The organism is uncultured Victivallis sp. (genome assembly GCF_944391105.1).
Classification (GTDB): domain Bacteria; phylum Verrucomicrobiota; class Lentisphaeria; order Victivallales; family Victivallaceae; genus Victivallis.
Genome location: NZ_CALXSK010000031.1, coordinates 24,880 through 45,513 on the forward strand (window position 1 = coordinate 24,880; position 20,634 = coordinate 45,513).

A 20,634-nucleotide genomic window follows, 5' to 3' on the forward strand; every position below is an offset into this window, starting at 1 on the left:
TCCTCATGATGTGTTTCCCGCTTATTTCGTGATGTAATCGGGTTTATCTGTCCGGAACGGACACGCCGGGAACCCGTCTTTGTTATAGAAGTTCAAGTTGCCCGCATAGCTGACCCAGCCGTAGCGGACGGCGGCAGGTTCCTTGACCGACGGAGAGCTGACTACGACCTTGTCACCATCGATGACGGCGTCGGCCCAGACAAATTTCCCGTCCTTCCCGGCGATGGCGAAGCAGTTCAGCTTCCCCTCCCTGCTGCCGGAGGCGACGAGGCCGCCGCCGACGTTGTCGAACGAGAGAATCGCCTTGTCCCCCTCAATCTTCATCGAACGGAAACTGGGACCGGCCGAGATGATGTTCTTTCCGTAATGAATTCGTTCAGCCTCCTTCGCGAGCCGGTAGCCGACAACCTGCTTGTTGGCCGGGTGGATGTCGGAGTGGTCGCCCGCGTCGATGCAGACGGCCATGCCGGTGTAGGGTTCGCTCAGAGTTGCGGTCTGCGCTTCACGGAATGCGGCCCAGGCCGGGTTGCCTGGCGCACGGTCGACCCAGTAATCATCCGGAAGCCGTTTATCCGGCGAATGCTTTTCAAATCCGGAGAGCTGCACGAAGAGAAACGGCAGTTTCGGATTGTGCCAGTTCGTCCGGAGATCGGAGATCAGCAACTTCTGAAGATTGATGTAATCCGCCGGATCTCCGGCGTTGCTTTCCCCCTGGTACCAGAGCACGCCGCAGATCGGATAGACGGTCCACGGAGCGAGCATGGAGTTGTAGAGTGTCGCCGGAAAACTCGGATGACGTTCATCCGAGGTCATGTATCCCTGCGGATCAGGACGGAGCCCGATGCGTTTCAGGTCGGCGGCGAATTCGAGTTTGAAGCGCCAGTCTCCGGCGATGGAAATCTTCTGATTCCCGTTTTGCAGGAACATTTCGTCGGTGTTGCCCATGAGGCCGCCGGTCCCATACTGATCGCTCACGCGGATGGCGATGACGTTGCGGCCGGCTTTTACGAGATTGCCGGGGATCTGATAGTTCCGGTCGACCGACCAGTAATTGTCGACGTCGGTTCCCGTCGCTCCGACTTTGACGCCGTTGAAGTATGTCTCGTCGCAGTCGTCGATCGCGCCGAGGGAGAGTTTGAGCGGTTTCCCCGCCCAGTTTGCGGGCAGATCGATTGTTTTGCGAAACCAGGCAACTCCGTCTACATCTCCCGGGAAGAACGCCTCCTGGCATGAGACCGTTTCCCAGTCGGAATCGTTGAAATCAGAATTTTTCCAGGAGGCTGCCGCCGCGGTCTCCCTGCTGTACGTTTCATAGAACCGCTTCTGCCAGTCGAGGAACTTCTTCTTCGCCTCGGCGACGGCGGCTTCGTATTTTTCCTGAAGCTCCTTCGAGTTCCGGCTGATCCGGTCGATCTGATACATCTCCTTCGTTCGTCCGGCACGTGCATACGCGTCGTAACTGATCCACGGCTGGATCGCGGTTCCGCCCCAGCTTGCGCTGATGAGGCCGATCGGAACGTCGAGGTCTTTCTGAAGCTGGCGTCCGAAATAGAACGCAACGGCGCTGAACGGCGCGACGGTTTCCGGAGTGCAGAGTTTCCAGCCCGGTCCCACGACTTCGCTCTGAACGATGCCGGGAGAGACATATTTTTTCGACGTGGCGTTGTAAAGGCGGATCTTCGGATAGTTGGCCTGCGCGGCCTCTTCCTTGCCGTTTCTGGAGGACCAGAAGCGACCCTTGCTGTAAACGGGCATCTCCATGTTGGACTGGCCGGTCGCGAGCCACACGTCTCCGATCAGAACGTCCTTGAACACGATCGGTTCGCTGCCGGGAGCGCCGGTGACGCTGACCATATAGGGGCCGCCCGCCTCCATCGCGGGAAGAACCGCTTCCCAGAGACCGTTTTCACCGGCTGTCGCGAGCACGCTGTTCGAGCCGACACCGACAAGAACCACTTTGCCGGGATCGGCGGTTCCGCAGATCCGGATCGGGCAGTTGCGCTGAAGCACCATGTGATCTCCGTATACCTTGCGGACCGAAAATTTCTGCGCCATCGGGATGGACTGGAAAGAGTTCTGCGTTTCCGCCCTGGCCGGAATCACGACCTCCGGTTCCGGAACGACCGGAACTTCTTCCGTCCCGCAATCATATGTTCGGGTTGTGCAGCCGGCAAGAAGGATCGCCGCGGCGAACGCCATCGTCAGAGGAACTTTTCTCCCCATCTTCCCACTCCTTGTTTGTTGAATTGGAATCGACCGATTTTCCCATATTATAATACCCGATTGGTTTTTTTTCAATCGTTCATGAGAAAATTCGGGCCGGATTTTGATTTTACATCGTTTTTTCGGCGTATCCGGCTTGCATTTTCGAGCAAACCAAGTTAAGTTATATCTCATTGAATACCGAAATTGTTCGGTGAAATTCACAACCAGTTAAGGAGTCTTTTTATGGCGGTCAGCTACAAAGATCTCGGCCTGGTGAACACGAAGGAAATGTTCGCCAAGGCGATGAAGGGCCACTACGCGATTCCGGCGTACAACTTCAACAACATGGAACAGCTCCAGGCGATCATCCAGGCCTGTGTCGAAACCGAGTCCCCGGTGATTCTGCAGGTTTCCAAGGGCGCCCGCGAGTACGCGAACCAGACGCTGCTGCGCTACCTCGCGCAGGGCGCGGTCGAATATGCCAAGGAGATTTCCGGCGGCAAGGGCATTCCGATCTGCCTGCACCTCGATCACGGTCCGGACTTCGAGACCTGCAAGAGCTGCATCGACATGGGATTCTCCTCGGTCATGATCGACGGATCCCATCTGCCGTATGAACAGAACATCATCGAGACCCGCAAGGTCGTCGAATACGCGCACAAGTTCGACGTCACCGTCGAGGGTGAGCTCGGCGTTCTGGCCGGCATCGAGGATGATGTCAAGGCAGAAAAGCACACCTACACCCGTCCGGAAGAGGTCGAAGACTTCGTCAAGCGCACCGGCGTCGACTCCCTCGCGATCGCGATCGGCACCAGCCACGGCGCCTACAAGTTCAAGCCGGGCGACGATCCGAAGATCCGTCTCGACATCCTCGCCGAGATTGAAAAGCGCATTCCGGGATTCCCGATCGTGCTTCACGGCTCCTCGAGCGTTCCGCAGGATCTGGTCAAGATCATCAACGAGAACGGCGGAAAACTCAAGGATGCGATCGGCATCGGCGAAGATCAGCTCCGCGCCGCTGCGAAATCCGCGGTCTGCAAGATCAACATCGACTCCGACGGCCGTCTCGCGATGACCGCCGCGATCCGCAAGGTCTTCAACGAGAAGCCGGAGGAATTCGATCCGCGCAAGTATCTCGGCCCGGCCCGTACCGCGCTGAAAGAGCTCTACAAGCGCAAGAACATCGAAGTGCTCGGTTCTGCCGGCCACGCTTACGACAAATAAGCGCTTGATCGCTTGACGATCAGAAAAATTCGGTCTTCCTCATGCGGGGAGGACCGTTTTTCTTTTTTCTGTTTTGTATTTCAGAAAGGTTCGACGAAGAGACGTGAAGCGATTGCGTCGCGTGTTTCCGGTTCGAAGTTCCCGGCTCGCGGAATCAGACAGTTGGCATTGGCCGCTGCAAGTGCGAGTCGGAACGCTTCTTTCACCGGGGTTCCGCAGAGCAGTTCCGAGAACAGAACCGCGGAACAGGTGTCGCCAGCTCCGAGCGGGGAGAGAATCGACAGCGGCGGCTGTTTGCAGCGATACGTCTCGTTTTCGACGGCGAGCCATGCGGCTTCCGGTCCGCCGGTGATGACGAAAACCGCTTCCGGCCAGCGTCTGCGCGCGACTGTCAGCGCCGTTTCCGCAACCTCTTCTCCGGTCAGCTTCTGAAGTTCTCGACGATTGATTTTCAAAACGAACCTTTCCGCTAGATCGAGCGCCGGAGCGATTCCGGAAACCGTATCGAAGAGGATGGGAACTCCCTGTTCCTTCGCAAGTTGCGTGATGCGGCAATAGAGTTCCGGATCCGTCCCGTCCGGCAGGCTCCCGACGATGGCGGCGCCTGCGGCGGCGGGAAGATGTTCCGCGAAAAGAGCGGCCATCGCCGAGGCTTCTTCCGGGGTCACGGGGGAGGAGGGTTCGATCAGTTCGGTCATTTCTCCTGTCGCCTGATCCAGACAGGTCAGGCAGCAACGGGTTTCCGCTGTGGTGAGAATCCGGTGAAAAAGGATTCCCCCGGTTCGGAGTTCCGCCTCATGGCGCTCGCCGTTCCCGCCGCCACTGAATTGGAAGAGCCGGGTCCGGCAGCGTCCGTGGCAGGCCGCTGCTCGGCAGAAGTTGACGCCTTTTCCGGCGGCATAGGCGTCCCGCGCGGTCGCACGATTGACTTCGCCCAGCGTGAGCCGGGGGAATGTGAGGGTCTTCTGCCAGGCCGGATTCGCGCCGAATACGAGGATTTCTGGGGAGGGGCGATTCATGCTTTCCCCCACTTCCGGATCAATGCTTTTTCGGTCGCGAGCGTGTAGCAGCCGTTTTCATCGAGGGTGGCGGCGAGTTCCGGATCCAGTTTGCCGAGATCGGAAATCGCGGTTAAGGGAAGGTCGGGACAGTGTGGCAGAATCGCGGTTTTTCCGGGGAAACTTCCTGCCGCTACGGCTTCCAAACCTTTTTTCAGTGCGTTCATGCCGCCGATGGCGGCGAGGGCGCGCTCCGGGTGGAGTATCCCCGTCGCGGCGAGACGCAGGGTTTCGGCCATATCGTCGAAACTGCTGCCGCTGGAACCGGTGTAGCGGACTGCCCGGCGGGTGATCGCCCCGAGATCGAGAGCTGCGCTCTCCCCCGCAGGGATTCCGGCAAAAACATTGACCAGCGCTCCATCGCGGAGGAACCGAGCCGCTTCCTCCACAAGTGCCGCGCTCGGAACGAGAATGACCGCATCGTCGAATCCTTCCGGCGCAAAGTGGCGGAGCTCCTCAGAAAACCGTTCCCGGTCGACGGCGCCGGGATTCAGGAATTTCAATTCGATTCCTTTTGCCGCGGCCCGCTGGGAGAGTTGCCGTTTCAGGTGTTCCAGCCGCTGCGTATCGAGGTCCGTGACGAGGATTCGGGAAGGGCTGTCCGGGGCGGAAATGGCCAGTTCCACGTGCATCTGTCCCATCGCTCCCGCGCCACCGACGAACCAGGCGTTGCCGCCGGGACGCAGTCCGGTTCGCCGTTCCCTGCGGTAAAGAGCGGAGATATCCCCGCCGGTCGCCCCCTGATAATAACGGTTCTGATAGTGCAGGGCGCCGACGTCGATCCGACTGGGAACGTCAGGTGTTTTCCCCAGAAAACTGACGATGCCATGCTGCCCGGCGAGCTCCGCGAGCGCCTCGGCCTGTCCGCGATCGGTCACATTCCAGCAGACGATATCGTCGAACCGTTCCCCGGCGGGAAGGTCGGTCAACCGCACAACCGGCCGACCGAGTTCCTCTTCCAGATTTCGGACGGCTGTCTCCGAAAGTTGAAATGCGGCGATTTCGCCGGGAGCGAAGGTGCGGAAAAGTTCCCCCGCCCGGAGACTCCCGCTTTCTCCCTTTCCCGATCCGATGAGCGTACGGCCGCCCGGCATTGGGGTGTCCCGATGCCGGATGCCATACGATCCGCGCACACAGCTCCAGGGTTCGATGAGGGCGGTGGCCACACAGGAGAGCCTCTCCGGAAAATCGAGCAGATAACTGCGTCCTTCGCCTCTCCAGACCCGCGCATCAATGAGACCGTACTGCGCGTATGCTCCATCCATCGCATAACCGTAGGCGCAGCTGCGGGAGTTGACGTAGATGTCGCACTGAATCAGAAATCGTTGCCCGGGGGCATAATGCAGCGGAACGGCATCGCCGGTTTTGACGATGGTCATCACCGCTTCATGGCCCGGCGTGAGCGGGCTGGCGGCCAGGTCTCTTCCATAGAGCTTCGGATGATCGCCGCCCGCCCGGATGATCTTGATGTCGGAAAAGCAGAGCCCGACCGCGTCGATGCGGACAAGCATCTCCTCCGGTCCCGGCTCCGGGAGAAGCAGTTCCTCGCAGATCAGTTGCTCCATCCCTTTCCCATGGAGTCGCCAGGCTGCGAATGTCCGCGGCAGCGGAGCCGGACGCAGTTCAAGATCCTGCAGCAGCGGCATCAGCACATCGGCGGCGTTGGTGGTCACGGTGTCGACTTCCAGATTCCGGATGGCTTCGAGTTCTTCCCGGGAGTCCACAGGACAGACGTCCACTTCGATTCCGCGCGCATGAAAGAAGTCGATCTTTTCCCGGGTGATTCCGTCGCGCCAGAGGCAGAGCCGGAAAAGCCACTCGTAGGCATCCGGTTCGGACCTCGCGAACGTTTCGATCGGGAATCCCTGCACCCGCAGCCGGGGTTCGCGCTCATGCAGCAGTTTCAGCAGATTCGCGTAAAACGAAAGGACGACGACCCGGTGAAGCAGTTCGCGTTTCGTAATCTCCTCAAGCACGGCCAATGCACAGGCCGGATCGTCCTCCTTGAGTTCAATCAGCAGTTCGACGGTGCCGCTCATTCCACAGGCAAGATCGATCACTTCTTCCAGGGATGGAATCTGCGTGCCTGCAAATTTGCTCTCTTTCCACGAGCCGAAATCCAGAATCCGCAGTTCCTCGAACGTCCGGTCGCGAACCGGACCGGTGCCGTTGCTGCATCGTTCGAGTGTGTCATCATGCGTCACGACCAGCCGCCCGTCGCGGGTCGGGTGCACATCGAACTCGATGGCATCCACTCCCGCTTCGATGGCGGCACGGAACGAAGGCAACGTGTTTTCCGGATAACGGGAAGGCATCCCGCGGTGACCTACCACTTTGAAGAATCTCGGCATCGTTTTCCCTTTCGGTTGAAGGATGGATTGTTTCGACCTTTTGCCATTTAGTGTAATCGTATTGGCGCGGAAAACAATCGGAATTGGCCGGAATCCGTCAGAAAACTTTCAAACATTCAAAAAAAATGAATGTTCGATCATTCTTCCGCTTGCAAAATGTCTTTTTTTTGAGTACAGTATTTCCATGAAACGAGAACGGATTCAACAATTGATCCGGCTGCTGCGCCGGGGGGAGATTCTGACCAGCGCCGGAGCCGCCGATCGATTCGGGGTCAGTGAAGTGACGATCCGCCGGGATTTTGAATTTCTGACGGCGAACGGCGAAGCGTGCCGGTTTCATGGAGGAATCCGGGCCGCTGACTTCCGTGGAGACCCGGCTCTCCCGATCGGTCTCCGTCGGGAGTGGCGGCGTGAAGTCAAGCGCAGGCTTGCCGGGGCGGCCGCGGCGGAGCTGCCGTTGCAGGGATGCATATTTGTCGACGGAGGAACCACTACCGCACAACTCGGTCATTTTCTCGCCCGTCCTGACTTGCGGGTCATCACGAATTCCCTGGCTCTGCTGCGGAGTTGTGCGGAGGCTGGGGAGCCGATGCCGCTGCTGCAGCTTACCGGTGGCGTTTACAACCGGAAGTCGGAGATTCTGGTCGGCCCGGAAGCGGTTCGTACGGTGGAGCATTTTCATGCTGATGCCGCAGTCATTTCCGGGACCGCGCTCGACGGGGATTTTCTCTATGACAACCGCGAAGATGCGGCGGAACTCCAGCGGAAAATGATGGAGAACTCCGAGCAACTGATTGTGATCGCCGATTCGGGAAAACTGGGCGGCAAGGCGTTGTGCCGGAGCCTGGAGGCAGACCGAATTTCGCTTCTCATTACCGACTTCGATCCGGAAAAACACCCCGTGGTCGCGGCGTTGAGAAAACGCGGGGTTCGAGTGCTCGTTCTCTCCATGCCGACGAACTGAAAAAAAACATCCTGATTTCCTTTCCTGTAAAAGTACCTTGTTTTTCGATGTCAGGTCGTGAATCATGGAAAAAATATCAGATTTTGCTTTGACAAAACCGGCCGGGAGGGATATATTCCTGAGATGCCGGATTTTCCGGTTGTGCTGATGAAAATGATCGACTTGTACGATAAAATCTGCAACCTTTGTCAGCTTTTCTGAATCTGAAAATCGTTCGTGCCGGAGGAGGATTGCATGGAATTTTGCGGTGAATTTTGGTTTTCCGTGTAAGATCGGCCTGTCGACAAGTCAGTAAGAGTCCATAGAGAGGCGTTCCGGCCGGGAGCAGATTTCCGTCCGCACGAAGAAACTTGCAAGTACCACTCACTCGGCGGAAACAACCTGTCCGGCCGCCTCTCCTCATGATAGAATAAAATCGTGCGCGTTGGTGTCAGCGGGGACGTTTGTCGGCTTCAGAACAAACGAAAACAGAGGAGATCGGTATGGGCGGCAGATTGAGCAGGTTGTTTTTGTTTACGGCGATGGTTGTCTGCTGTATGCTTGTTTCGTATGGTGCCGCGGCACGGGAGTCATCGGCGTCCGCTTCCCCGTCATCGCAATTGATCGAATACCGGCTTCCCTGTCTGACCGTTTATGGCGATGAAAGCCATGGGCAAATTTCCCGGCTGCCGTTGAAATTTTCCCGAACCGGCGACGACAAGCCGCTGCGGATTCTGATCGGCGACGACACCCCCGGCGGCAGCGGCGAGACGATCCGCAACAGTGTCTGGCTGGCGGCGATCACGGCCGCGATGCTGCGCAACGATACGATGCACGGCGTGACCATCACGCTGGAATTTTCCGGTAACATCGACGGGCCGAGCGCCGGAGGCGTAACCTGCCTCGCGATTCTTTCGGCACTGGACGGTCGCACCCTGCCGGACGACTTTGCAATGACCGGCACGATCCTGCCGGACGGGACGATCGGCGTCGTCGGCGGAATCCCTGAAAAAATGCGCGCGGCGGCCCGTTCCGGCGTCCGGAGAATCTTCATCCCCGCCTTTCTGCGCATCGTGAAAGATCCACAGGGAGAAGATGTTGACTTGAGCCGGCTTGCGGAAGAGCTCAAGGTTGAACTGTACCGGGTGACGAATATCTCCGAGGCGTATGCCATTCTCCACAATCTGCCTTACTCCGGAAGCGAATACGTGAACGTGCGGGAGATGACAAAACTTTCCGCCGCGACCGAGGATGTTTTGATTGAGTATTACAAGGCGCTGCGGGACGTGGTCGAGAAGCAACTTGCGGAGAATCCGGATTGTGCGGATTTCAGCTGGGCGCACTCCTATCGGCTTTCTCCGGCGATGGCGGAAACGTATTATCAGGAGGGGAAACTGCTTCCCGCGACCGAACAGATGTTCCGTACCTGGCAGACCTGGATCGCGTGGGGGAAAACTGCCGCGTATCTTCAACAGTTCCAGAAAGACAATGAGTCGTTTTGGGGGCAGCTTGTATCTTCTGATAAAGCCAGGATTCGGAAATGGATTCCGGCTTTTCGCAAAGCGCTCCCCGGATATGCTCAGGTCTGCAGCGAGGAGCAGTGTCATCTCAATGCGGAATCCATAAGGAAACAATATCCGGAAGAGTATCCTCTCATTGGTTATTTCCCGTTTCGAAAAGGGCAGACGGAGATCGCCGCCCAGCTGGAACCGGTTGGTACGCAAGTCCATCTGCAGGGATGCTGGCTGTACCTGGATTTGCGTCGAGTCGATGAATCGGTGTTGTCTCAGGCTGATGAGGAGGAGTTAAGCGGTTACATGAACCATGAGATAGACATGTTGATGTTCCTGCATCTTTCGCTGATGGATACCAGCCTTTACGATGATTTTCTGGGAGAGCTGGGCGATACGCTGCCGCGGCTGCGGCCGAACCGGCGTGCGTCCGAGGTGGAACGTCTTTTTTATTCGGGCGCGCATGCGGTGGGGGCCGCGGCCTGGGGAAATCTGCAGGCCTTGTTGGCCATGTTGAGTGCACAGGGGGAAGAGGTTTCCGAGTTGGATGTGCTCAAGGAGGATCCGTTGCTGCTGCCGTTTCAGATACAACTGCAACATTCTGATGATTTTCACGGCATGCTCTCTCCTGCCGCCGATGAAAAGCCGTCTTTTCCGGATTACCATCTGCAGGCGTCATTGAAGTCGCAGGTCGAAACACTGGCGATGGCCTCAGCGGTGTTGATGACTTACGGAGCGGATGAGAGCAATGACTTCATTCCCCACCTCCGGCGGAACGCGCGCGAGGCGGCGATCCGCAACATCAACGAATGCGTCAACGCCGGTATCCCGTGTTTGCCTGCCATCTGTGACTTTGAAATCGCCGAAGCAACCGACGGCCCCCCGACCGACGTTCTGATTCCCTACTGGCGCGCTTCGCTCTATTCCAAAGCGCTGCTGATGAGCTTCCGGAAGGAGTGATCCACGAGGGAGAAGACATCTGATTCCCGGCAAGGAGCACCGGAGGAGCGCAAATGAAAACTCGGAGAAGGAGAAGGAACGTGTGACGGACAGAAAATTGTAAGACCGGCTTGCCGGGACAATTCGCCATTCAGGCAGGAAAACAAACACAATTTATCACGAAATATATTGAGTGGATTATGAAACGATTTCTTCTTTTTCTTCTGACGGGATTTCTGGTGCTGACGACCGCAGGCGCAGAAACGGAAAAACGTTCCTGGGGCGACCGGTTCAAAGGCGGGGCCGTTGTGGCTGCAAAGATCGCAATGCAGTTGAATTCGGAACTCAAAGCACTTGGAATCAACAGCAGAGATATTCTTGCCGAAGTAAAAAAGAATCCCGCACAATTCCGCGTCGTCGTACCCGAACACACCCGGAAACGCCTGATTATCTTTACTCCGGAACAGGAACAGACCATTGCGGACTCCTGCCTGGAAGAGATCAGACAGCAGGGATTGATCTGTCAGGATGCGGCGGCCGAGGCCCGCGTCCGCGCGATCGCGGAAAAAATCGCCGCGGTTCTTCCGGAAAAGACCGAAGTAAAACTCTTTCTGCTCAAGGATGATTCCGTCAATGCGTTCTGCCTGATCGGCGGGACGCTTCTGGTCAACACCGGACTCCTGAATACCGTGAAGGATGACAATCAGATCGCCGCTGTTCTCGCGCACGAATACGGACACGCGGCTGCGCGCCACGGCGCGGAAAATCTGACCAAGCTCATGATGAGGTCGGCCGGTGAGGTCTATGTCGCCGAAATCGCAGAACAGAACAAACGCAACGGCAAAAAGATCCAGGGATTTCTGCTGAAAGTCGGATACGGCATCGGCAGCAACCTCGGATTTCTGCTGCCGTACAGCCGCACGATGGAAGAGGAGGCCGACAGACTCGGAATGATCTTTCTCGCGAAAGCGGGATACGATCCCGGGGCGATGGTGACGCTTTTCCGGACATTCGAACAACTCACCCCGGATCCAGAGGATCCGTTCTGGAATTACTTCTCCACTCATCCGCTCAACAAAAAACGGATCGCGGCGGCCGAGGCGGTTCTCGCCGAACTCTCCGGCGCGGCGGGCGAAACGACCGGCAAGGGCCGGTAAGAACAGCAGACTTCTCCAAAGTAAAACGGAAAGGAATTCAATATGTCAAGTTCTCTGAAATCGGGTCTCATCGGCTGTGTCATCGGAGTCGCCGTCGTGATTCTGGCCATCGCGGGCTATTCATGGATCAAAGGAGGCGAAAACGAGGTAATAATAGAGAACCCGGAACCTCCGAGCCCACCGGAACCTCCTGCTCCACCGGAACCGATGCCGGTAATCGTAAAAGATCCGGTTCCGGTTCCCGCGATCGACCGGGTTGTCCCGCGGGTCATGAAAGCGGAATTCGGTCTCACCGGACGCGGTGAGGATGCGAAGTGGGGAGTCCAGGGCGAGGCTAATTTTAAATACACTGTCATCGTGAAGGCCGATTCCGAGATTCAGGAAAAAAAGGCGCTTGAGGGCGGCGAGATCAAAGTGACCGAAATCCGGACGTTTGAAACCGTTCAGGATTCCCTGGTCGTTTCCGATGTGAATATGAGACTGGCCCTTGATACATTGCCGATCGATTTCTTTTCCAGCGCGATCGATAAAGCTGTCGGCGCATGGGCGTTGTTGACCGGAGACGTTGCTTCCGGGCAACCGGTTCTCACCACAAAAAATTATGTGGTGGAAAAGTTGAAAAGCATCGACGGCACGGATGCACGTTCTCTGCTTGGTACCATCGGACTGCAGCCCACCCGGGAGGCGGAGGCTTTCCTCAATGAGTTCGCCAATACGGGACTTCGGCGAGCGCTTGGCGGCATTCGGGGAATTTCCGGAAAGAGTTATAAGATCGTCTACTATCAGAAAGCCTCCGGGGAACCGATGCTCGTCAAAGCCACCTACGCAAATGGTTCGGAAGTGACCGACGAAGAGGAAATCATGGTTCTCAAACGCGTGAACGCCTTCATCGATTACAACATGGTTCCGAACGAGGATTGTGAACCCGGACACAGTTGGAACATTCAGGCAAGGGATATACAGGAGGCATTCGATCCTTATGTGGAAGGCAGTTACTCCGGCGTTGTGCGTGCCACCCGGAAATCCAATGAGGAGAACGGTGACTGGCGGATCGCACTTTCTCCGAGCACCATCGACGTCGTCAACGACAACGGCAATACGACCGGCCATCTGAATCTGGAAAACGGCCATGCGCTGGTCAACCCGAAGCTGCTGATCGTCAAAGACCTATTTGTGGAGGGCAAGGCCAATCTGCAGAAGCTCTCCCGCCATCACTGGCTGTTCACGGCGCGGATCAGCGGAGAGTGTGATTTCCAGGGGCGAGTGGTCACGGTCGAGAAGTGAGGTCGCGGCGTCATGGTTTACGTCTGTCCCGTCTGCAGTCGGGGATTGCACAGGGTGTCCGAGACTTGTTCCGGATGCGGTCTCCTGTTCGATCCGGCGCAGTGGCCCGAGGAGGCATACTCCTTGAAAGGAATGCGCCCCCGGTTGAAAATCGTCTGGGGGAACGGCGAGATCTTTGAGCCGAACTCCGATGATTTTTCGATCGGCCGCATGCCGGACGGGGCGGGACTGGCGTTGGGGAACGGCGTCGGCGTATCGAAGAACCATGCGCGGGTGTCCCGTACCGGCGACAGCTGGCGGATTGAGAAACTCGGTGCGCATGAGCTTCTGGTCGACGGCCGTTCCGTCGAAAGCGCTCCACTGGAGAACGGTTCGATCATTACGATCGGTGTGTTTCTGCTGAAGGTCATGATCACCTATGAACAGAACCGGGTGACTGCGCTTCCTGAGGGGACGCTCTGCTCTCCAAATGAAATCGGACTGGAGGGAACGCGGATTTACATCGGCGACGATCCGACCCGATGCCGAATTCTGATTTCCGGTGCGGATTCCTGTCATGCGCTTTTATATCGCCGGGACGAAGATCAGGCGTGGTGGCTGGTGGACTGTGCTTCGACCAGTGGAGTTAAAATCAACAACGAACGTGTGAGAAACAAAAAACTCTATCCCGGCGATGAGATCTCGATTGCCGGGCTCGATTTTGTGTTTCAGGGGGACAGTCTCACCTTCGGACACGACGACTCCGCGGGAATCGCTTTGACGTTCCGCAATGCCGCAGCAGAGGCGGCAAATGGATTTTCGATCCTCCGGGATCTGAATTTCAGCATTGAGCCAGGGGAGTTCGTCGGGGTTCTCGGCCCGAGCGGCTGCGGCAAAAGCAGTCTGATTCAACGCATCGTCGGCCTTGCGAAGTTTACCGGCGGAACGATGGAGGTCAACGGGGAAAGATGCAGTCAGCCGTTTCCGGCAGCCTACCTTGACGCGGTCGCTTACCAACCCCAGCAAAACACGCTTCATCCGGACTTGACGCTGCGCGAGGAGTTCGCCGCCTATCGTTCGCTGCATGCGCTGCGCGGTCGCAGAATCAGCCGGAAAGATGCGTTTGACGCCCTGCGGCTGCTCGGACTCGAAAGCGAGTTGCGCAAACGCACTTCCCAGCTCAGCGGCGGCCAGCAGCGACGCGCCGGAATCGCGCTGGCGCTGCTGCGTAAACCGCAGCTGCTCGTGCTCGACGAGCCCACCTCCGGACTCGATCCGGCGACCGAAACCGAGGTGATGGCATATCTGAAGCGGATTTCAAACCAGAATAAGAGCGTGATCTGTTCGACACATATCATTGAAAACATCGATTTGTTCGACAAGATCATCGTTCTTTCGCGGGGGATGCTGGTGTTCTGCGGGACGCCGGGCGAACTGCTGAACTTCTTCCGGATCGACCGGCCCACGGAACTCTACCGGATTTTCGCTTCGGGCAGCTGTGAGGAACAGCGGGAAACCGCACGGAAATTTGCCGGTCAGTATGCCGACTCTTCTCTGGCGTCCAAATACCGGCAGGCGGCATCGAGCCGGCCGTTGACTGCGAACGGCCGGCCGGATGCGTTCAAGCAGATTTACGGTTACTGGAAGCGGATGTTCTTTGAGCTGCTGAGTTTCAAAAACGGCGGGGTGTGGTGGAAAACATTCTGGACTTCAGGCTGTTTCATTCAGATGATTCTGCAGCCGTTTCTGGTGGCGCTGGTGCTGAAGATGGCCTGCGCCTACGATCTGGTCTCATCGGACGGCGCAAAGGAGGTTCTGTTTTTCGCTTCGGTGGCGGTGTTCTGGCTCGGGATCAACAACTCCGTGCGGGAACTGGTTCGGGAACGCATTCCGTGGAGATGTCTGGAACGGCTGGAACGGATTTTCGTTTCCTCGTATCTGGTGGGGAAACTCTCGTGGGCGACGCTGATGTGTCTGTTGCAGAGTTCGATTTTCGCGCTGTTTTTCTTCGGGATTCTGCCGCAGTTTCCGCTCGCCAATCCGAACACGGATCCGGGGAGTGAATTGCTGCTGACCGGTGAGCTCTTTGGGGTCTTGTTTCTGGTCAGTGTCACGGGAGCCTGGATCGGACTGGCCATCTCGGCGATCTTCAAGAAGGAGAACGCGGCTGTCGGACTGCTTCCGGTCATCCTGATTCCGGTGCTGTTCTTCAGCCAGCCGATCATCCGGAACGACAACTATTCCGACGGACTTCTTGCGCCCGGTTCCGGAAAAAGCGGGGATGACTCCGGCAATTATGCCCCGGTTGCCGTGGCGGTTCAGAGAATCATGCCGTGCCACGCGCCGGAGGTTCTGATGGATCGGCTGAACGGCCTGCGGCTCGGAAATCGGAAGGTTACACCGGAGAAACTCAGGGAAGCCTGGTGTGAAACGATTCTGATTCTGGGGGCATATCTGGCGCTTTCGCTGGCTTTGATGATTTTGTTTCAGATAAGGAATGAGAAGGAGTGGGAGGGCCGGTAAGTTGAATGAGAAGTCAATCGTCTGGAAGACCCGGATCGCGGAGAACCAGCAGTATCAATCCACCTGGCACGTGGAGGTCGACGGCGTCGATTATATCGCCAAGCGAATTGAAACCGGCAATGCGGAAAAACTGCAAGCCCTGGTGAAACGGCTGAGGCGGCAGGTGCGTTTCAGCGCAATTCTCAACGAGGAGGAGCAGAAGCGGATCGCCCTCTTTGAGGAGATGGTGGAAACACCTGATTACGTGGCTTTTCTGCGGAAATACCGCGACGGTTATCCTCTGGATAAATGGCTCGCGGCCCGGCGTGGATCGGTACAGGATGCGGTGGATTTGATTCTGAAAATCGCGCGTGCCGTTCTGGTCGCGCATGAGCACAATGTGTTTCACGGCGATTTGAAACCCGCCAACATCATCGTCGGAAAGACCGGCGGGATCGCCATCATCGACTGGGATACCATGAGCATCAGCGACGGCGTCCGGACCGAACTTATCGGGCAGGACGTCACCATCGATCAGGTGCACGGTACGCCGCAGTACATGCCGGTCGAACAGTTTCAGGGGCGGAAGATCACCGCTCAGAATGACGTTTACGCGCTCGGAGTCATCCTCTATCAGATTCTCACGGGGGAGACGCCGTTCGATCGCGACTGTGGAAAAACGCCGACCCAGATGGCGATTTACAAGCAGAACCACGAACCCGAAAGTATTCTCGTTAAATTTCCGTCGCTCGGAATTCCGGCCGATCTTGGGAAAATCATCGAAGAGTCGTTGAAAAACGACCTGAACCAGCGGATATTGTCCGTGGCGATTCTCATCCAGCGCCTGGAGGCGGTCGGGAAAATCTCCTCGGCGACAACCGCCGCCGTTCCCGTGGAACAGTCGTCCGCTCCGGCCGCTTCCGCCGCGGCGAAGGGCAGGGGCAGGGAGTATAAACTCGTTCTCATCGGCCACACGGGTTCGGGGAAAACGGTTCTGGCGGCCGGGTTGTACGCCACGCAGGACAAAGATTTTTCGGTGGAGGATCCCGGCAGCAAAACGCAGACCGGAATCCATGCGATCAACACGAAGACGATTCTGGAGGAGGGGCACTGGCCCGCGGCGACGAGTGTGGGCGACATCACCCGGCTGAGGTTCAAGCTCAACTACAAAGGCCGGGAGGAGTCCATTGCATTTGACGAGTACGCCGGAGAACGCCTGGAGATGGAAAATTTCGACCAGGCCATTCTCAAGAATCCGGACGGCGCGTTGATTCTGCTGAATCCCGGCGGCAGGCAGTGGCATGACGTCCGCAGAAAAAACAGCTTGATGTCGGACATGAAGCATTACATCGAACTGCTCAGCCAAAAGATGAACAATCCGCCGATCGCCCTGGTGGTCACCGCATCTGACCGGCTTCAGAGCGACCTGCGGGAGTTTGCTCTCCGGTTTCAGAGTTATGTCAGCGAATTGGAGAACTATCTGATCCAGAAAAAATGCGTCTATAAGATTTTCTATGTTTCGGTTTCCGGCGTACTGGAAAATCAGGAGCATCCGCATCTCAATCCGCAGGGGATCAAAGATCCTTTCATCTGGCTGCTTCAGAGATTTTCCTCCCGGTCGCACAGAACCGCGGCGAGGAAAATCGCGATTGCCGCCGCCGTCGTCGCGGTGATTCTGGGGCTGGCATGGAGCGGAAACTGTGCACGGGAATATTTCAAAGTGAACGGCTTCCGGAATTCCTTCCTCGCCTTGCAGGAGGAGTTCAACCGGAAAGGAACCAGATCTCTGGACGATTTGCTCGATTACCGCAACGCTCTTCTCGAGTTGCGGAACTCCGCCTGTCGGCAGAATCACATCGATCCGCTGTTTCGGCGGGAGGTGTGTTCGGCGGCCTGCGAGCCGTGGTTCCTGATGAATTTCTTCCAGAAGAAGTTCCGGAATGAGATACGTGCGCTGGAGCGCGAAATCGATTCCGTCAACGGTGATTACTTCCGGCGTGTACTGGAGCGGGCCCTGCGCAGACCCGATCAGGACAATCGGAAAATCGCCGCAGGTCTCACTGTGTGGAAGCCGTTGCAGCCGGAGGCGGAAACGGTCCGGGGAGAGCTCAAAGGGAAATATGACCGGGAGGTGCCGCCGGCTGTGGAGCGTTTTGATGCGAACGAACTTGAGCGAAGGTTCCGGGGACTGATTGAATCGACGACGATCGTTTCGTATCCTTCTGACGTAGCCGAGTTGTACCGTGAGTGGTCGGAACGGAAAAGTGTTCTGCCCGTGGAGGAGCGTCGGGAAATGGAGGAACGGTTGCGGAAATTGGAGAAATCGGCCCGGAACATGGTTTTCCTGCGTCGTTTTGATTCTTTGCAGAAAAAGGTCACCGGTTTCAGAGACGATATCGATGCTCTGGTGAATCTCGTGAATGAAGTCAAACAATTTCAGGACATTGACGTTCCCGGTGTTGATGAACAGGACGTGAAAACGAAAAAAGCGGAGCTGTGGACCGCTCTCGTTCAAACCGTCACGAATTTCATCGCGAGTGAAGCTGCTAAGGCTCAGAAAAAGTTGATGACGCAAGAAGTATATACGGCTCCTGACTGGGTGCGGCCGGTGAAAGAGCAGCTCGTGGTTCTTTTTCCTCCGGAACTCCGGAAACGGTTTGAAGTTCAAATCGATCAGCTGGTCAGCTCCGGAAAACGGGAATGGGAGCAGATGCAACTTGCAAAGATCACCGCATTCATCACTCGAATCCAACATTGTTCCGGGGCTGATGCTCTTGATGAATTGAAAGGATTTTATTTGGAAAACCGCAGCAACCCCTATCTCGACCAGGTGGAAAAAAAGGTTGCGGAAATGGCGGAGAAGGAATTCTGGGAGAAGTGGAATCAATTCGATTATACGGAGTTGGCGTTCATTCGTCTCAATGAATTTTGCAACAAAGTTAAGGCAACCCCAAGTAAGTTGATTCAGGAGAGCAAACTTTATAAGTTCGCATCCAGGTATTCCAAGTGGATGCAGAATGATCCGAAGTACACGATCCAGATCGAGAGAGTAGAAGGTTGGAGTGCATACAAGGACGGTGCGTATATCTATAACAGCGATTATGCAATTGAAAAATTTGGAAAAAAGTTGAAAACATCTTGGGATCGCAATATTTGGAAAGACAATACGGATATTTTTTATGGAGACTGGAAAACAATTTACCGTGATTTCTCAATAACGTGTTGCCCCTGGGAATGGTTTAATTGGGGATTTCGGCCATATGCGAATAATGAATCATGGAAACGATTGGGAAAAGATTGGAAATTGGAATACCGGACTTTAGAAATTCACCCAGCCAAAGGGAATCGTATATATTTTGGCCAGAAATGGGTTGAGAAGAGCAATGGTTGTGCTCAGATAACGTTTGACCTGATCACGCTTCGAATTTACTACACCATTTCCGGAAAGTCGTTGCCGGAGATGGAAAGTGAGGTGTTCGGCAAATGATTACACTGGAACAGGCATTTTACGGGCGGGATCCCGAAAAAGGATATCAGCTGCTCGGATCAAGTGATCCTCGACACGACGCGGTGGTGACTCGGCTCTGCGATGCGGCGGGTACTCCGGACGGAAGTCCCGTTGTGGAACCGTTTTACATCCATCATATTGAAAACGGCTTCCGGTATATGATTTCCGGCTGTGCGGGTACTCCGGACGGGGAGGGGAGGATGACGCTGTTCTTCCACGCATTCATCGGCGGTCAGTTCGAGCTGGAACGTGCGGGATTCGGAATCGGCGTTCTGATTCAAGAGAAGGCGTTCCGGACGAAATACGAACCCGGCCCGGTGTTTTCCGCGACGTTCGAGGAAAGCTGCTACACGCTGCCCTGGGGAGAGACCTCCTGGAACTGGAATCACGAAAAACTCGCTGTCCGCAGCCGCAAACCGGAGCTTCCGCTTCTGACCGGGTTATTGAAAAACGCGATAGATTCGACTTCGTGGGCCTCGTTTTCGTTTCGTCCGATCGATGAGCTGCAGCTCTATGTGATCTCCGAATTCGTTCCGTTGCCGCGCGACCGCAACTGTGTCTCCACTTCCGGCGAACTCATCCGGGAAATGACTCCACGGACGCAGGAACCCGTTTCCCTTTCGGAAGGCGCCCCCCACGCAGTCCGTTCCCCGAAATGGAAAACTGTTCTGCCGATCCTTCTTGCCGGGTCGCTGCTGCTCAACTGCCTGCTTTTGTGCGTACTGCTTTTTCAGAAATCAGACAAGGCATTGTCATCCCATTCGGAAGAGGTGAAGGAGTCGAACACCCCGGCCGGAACCACCCGCGCCGAAGTGCTTCGCGAGTTGCGCGATGAGTTTGAGCGGCAGGGATATGAAAGGCTGAAATCCAGTGAAGAATTTGAGAAGAAGATGATGAATAATAATGCTTTAAAAGAGCAATACGAATATGCGACAGAGAAGGAGAAAGGGAAATGGAAAGGAAAAGAGATTATCCTGCAAGCGGAAAATTACATCCGTTTTGTTCATGAATTTATTTTTGAAGAAAATGTGGAGAAGGAAAAATGAAAACCTGTTTTCTGTTGTTTGCCGTGATTGTGTGTATTGGATTTTCCGGATTGTTTCTCGGCTGCTGTCTGGAGCAGCGGCAAAACTCTCCGACGCCGCCGGATTTTGAACAGGAAAAGGCGGAACTGCGTTCGCTCGCCAGGCGCTGCGGCATTCCGGAGTCGCAGTGTAACACCTTGAGCGCTCTGGGGCTGATTTCCGCAATCCGGATTAAACTCGATAATTCCGAAGACTATTACGGGTCAACCTTTTCCAGTCAGGAACTGGAGTTGCTGTCAAACCTCGTTTCCGATGAACCGGAGCTCATGCAGAGGATTCGCACGTATGATGACTATATCAAAAAACTCAAAGGTCACAGGGTCATCCTACTTCCGTGAGGTTGCCATGAAACAGGAAAAATATCGGACACTGCCCTTGCCCAACCGCAATCCAACCTCCTTTAAATGGTAAAAAAAACAGGAATCCCGATCCAAATTATGGTTAGAAACGGCAACGAGGAAATTGTCTGACTCCTATCTCTGGACATGGTACCATTCGTTACCAAACACGGTTTCCAATTCTCAAACAACCGGTGTTAATATATCTTCGCCCTTTTTTACAACCAGACCCATCAGAAATCATACATATTTCAACATAAAAAACAGAGGTGGGAAAACCGTTCTTTTATGTTTTTTATCCGGTTATTCCGGTTTTTGTAACGATGAGAGAAACGGTTTTCCTTGTATTTTGAGGTGAAGCAGACTTGCAGCAGACCCAAAATTTATATCCGGTTTTTATCCGGTTATTTTGAGAATCATGAGGAAACTTGAGCTCAAACGCGAAAACAGAGCAAAATCAAAACCACCGGCTTAGCCGGTGGTATGCACCACGCCTTCAAGGCGATATTGCCGGCAGCCCGACACGGGCTCTGAAAAAATTCGCCAATTG

The 20,634-nt window shown here is 55.8% G+C and carries 12 protein-coding genes; 9 read left to right on the plus strand and 3 right to left on the minus strand.

The window, feature by feature from the left end; genetic code table 11:
• Window positions 1-21 precede the first annotated feature (21 nt).
• Complete coding sequence (locus tag Q0K10_RS10375) at window positions 22-2,223, minus strand: sialate O-acetylesterase (RefSeq protein WP_294506668.1); 2,202 nt, start codon at window positions 2,221-2,223, stop codon at window positions 22-24.
• Window positions 2,224-2,448: 225 nt separating this feature from the next.
• Here Q0K10_RS10375 and Q0K10_RS10380 point away from each other — a divergent pair, with 225 nt between their 5' ends.
• A complete protein-coding gene (locus tag Q0K10_RS10380; protein WP_294478816.1) occupies window positions 2,449-3,429 on the plus strand; it encodes a class II fructose-bisphosphate aldolase in 981 nt (326 codons plus the stop codon).
• Window positions 3,430-3,509: 80 nt separating this feature from the next.
• Here Q0K10_RS10380 and Q0K10_RS10385 read toward each other — a convergent pair whose 3' ends face one another.
• Together Q0K10_RS10385 and Q0K10_RS10390 are read right to left on the minus strand one after the other, a co-directional pair.
• The gene (locus Q0K10_RS10385; protein WP_294506670.1) at window positions 3,510-4,448 is read right to left on the minus strand and encodes a PfkB family carbohydrate kinase; all 939 of its coding nucleotides are present in this window, start codon (window positions 4,446-4,448) and stop codon (window positions 3,510-3,512) included.
• Window positions 4,445-6,838, minus strand: coding sequence for a glycerophosphodiester phosphodiesterase family protein (locus Q0K10_RS10390; RefSeq protein WP_294506672.1), 2,394 nt, complete (start codon window positions 6,836-6,838; stop codon window positions 4,445-4,447). Before Q0K10_RS10390 ends, Q0K10_RS10385 begins: the two co-directional genes overlap by 4 nt.
• A 184-nt stretch (window positions 6,839-7,022) precedes the next feature.
• Between Q0K10_RS10390 and Q0K10_RS10395 the strand changes: the two genes are divergently transcribed.
• The 8 genes from Q0K10_RS10395 to Q0K10_RS10430 all read left to right on the plus strand — a co-directional run bounded on the left by Q0K10_RS10395 (window position 7,023) and on the right by Q0K10_RS10430 (window position 20,084).
• Entirely contained in the window at window positions 7,023-7,802 is a 780-nt protein-coding gene (locus tag Q0K10_RS10395; RefSeq protein ID WP_294506674.1) for a DeoR/GlpR family DNA-binding transcription regulator, read from the plus strand.
• A gap of 482 nt (window positions 7,803-8,284) precedes the next feature.
• Window positions 8,285-10,252, plus strand: coding sequence for a S16 family serine protease (locus Q0K10_RS10400; RefSeq protein ID WP_294506676.1), 1,968 nt, complete (start codon window positions 8,285-8,287; stop codon window positions 10,250-10,252).
• Window positions 10,253-10,431: 179 nt separating this feature from the next.
• Window positions 10,432-11,388 carry a M48 family metallopeptidase gene (locus Q0K10_RS10405; RefSeq protein ID WP_294506678.1) on the plus strand — a complete coding sequence of 319 codons (957 nt, stop codon included), beginning with the start codon at window positions 10,432-10,434 and terminating at the stop codon, window positions 11,386-11,388.
• Window positions 11,389-11,430: 42 nt separating this feature from the next.
• Window positions 11,431-12,672, plus strand: a complete 1,242-nt coding sequence (locus Q0K10_RS10410) for a hypothetical protein (RefSeq protein WP_294506680.1) — start codon at window positions 11,431-11,433, stop codon at window positions 12,670-12,672.
• 132 nt (window positions 12,673-12,804) lie between these two features.
• On the plus strand, window positions 12,805-15,174 hold the full coding sequence (locus Q0K10_RS10415; protein WP_294506688.1) for an ATP-binding cassette domain-containing protein: 2,370 nt from the start codon (window positions 12,805-12,807) through the stop codon (window positions 15,172-15,174).
• A 1-nt stretch (window position 15,175) separates the two neighbouring features.
• Window positions 15,176-18,640, plus strand: a complete 3,465-nt coding sequence (locus tag Q0K10_RS10420; RefSeq protein WP_294506682.1) for a serine/threonine-protein kinase — start codon at window positions 15,176-15,178, stop codon at window positions 18,638-18,640.
• Entirely contained in the window at window positions 18,637-19,707 is a 1,071-nt protein-coding gene (locus tag Q0K10_RS10425) for a hypothetical protein (RefSeq protein ID WP_294506684.1), read from the plus strand. The genes Q0K10_RS10420 and Q0K10_RS10425 overlap by 4 nt, the downstream gene beginning before the upstream one ends.
• Window positions 19,704-20,084: a hypothetical protein gene (locus Q0K10_RS10430; RefSeq protein WP_294506686.1), complete on the plus strand. Its 381-nt coding sequence runs from the start codon at window positions 19,704-19,706 to the stop codon at window positions 20,082-20,084. The genes Q0K10_RS10425 and Q0K10_RS10430 overlap by 4 nt, the downstream gene beginning before the upstream one ends.
• The last annotated feature ends 550 nt before the right edge of the window (window positions 20,085-20,634 follow it).

What these genes read in the sequence shown, in the direction of transcription:
- Q0K10_RS10375 (WP_294506668.1), bottom strand. Translation starts at nt 2,223, where the DNA reads ATGGGGAGAAAAGTTCCTCTGACGATGGCGTTCGCCGCGGCGATCCTT.
- Q0K10_RS10380 (WP_294478816.1), top strand. Translation starts at nt 2,449, where the DNA reads ATGGCGGTCAGCTACAAAGATCTCGGCCTGGTGAACACGAAGGAAATG.
- Q0K10_RS10385 (WP_294506670.1), bottom strand. Translation starts at nt 4,448, where the DNA reads ATGAATCGCCCCTCCCCAGAAATCCTCGTATTCGGCGCGAATCCGGCC.
- Q0K10_RS10390 (WP_294506672.1), bottom strand. Translation starts at nt 6,838, where the DNA reads ATGCCGAGATTCTTCAAAGTGGTAGGTCACCGCGGGATGCCTTCCCGT.
- Q0K10_RS10395 (WP_294506674.1), top strand. Translation starts at nt 7,023, where the DNA reads ATGAAACGAGAACGGATTCAACAATTGATCCGGCTGCTGCGCCGGGGG.
- Q0K10_RS10400 (WP_294506676.1), top strand. Translation starts at nt 8,285, where the DNA reads ATGGGCGGCAGATTGAGCAGGTTGTTTTTGTTTACGGCGATGGTTGTC.
- Q0K10_RS10405 (WP_294506678.1), top strand. Translation starts at nt 10,432, where the DNA reads ATGAAACGATTTCTTCTTTTTCTTCTGACGGGATTTCTGGTGCTGACG.
- Q0K10_RS10410 (WP_294506680.1), top strand. Translation starts at nt 11,431, where the DNA reads ATGTCAAGTTCTCTGAAATCGGGTCTCATCGGCTGTGTCATCGGAGTC.
- Q0K10_RS10415 (WP_294506688.1), top strand. Translation starts at nt 12,805, where the DNA reads ATGCGCCCCCGGTTGAAAATCGTCTGGGGGAACGGCGAGATCTTTGAG.
- Q0K10_RS10425 (WP_294506684.1), top strand. Translation starts at nt 18,637, where the DNA reads ATGATTACACTGGAACAGGCATTTTACGGGCGGGATCCCGAAAAAGGA.
- Q0K10_RS10430 (WP_294506686.1), top strand. Translation starts at nt 19,704, where the DNA reads ATGAAAACCTGTTTTCTGTTGTTTGCCGTGATTGTGTGTATTGGATTT.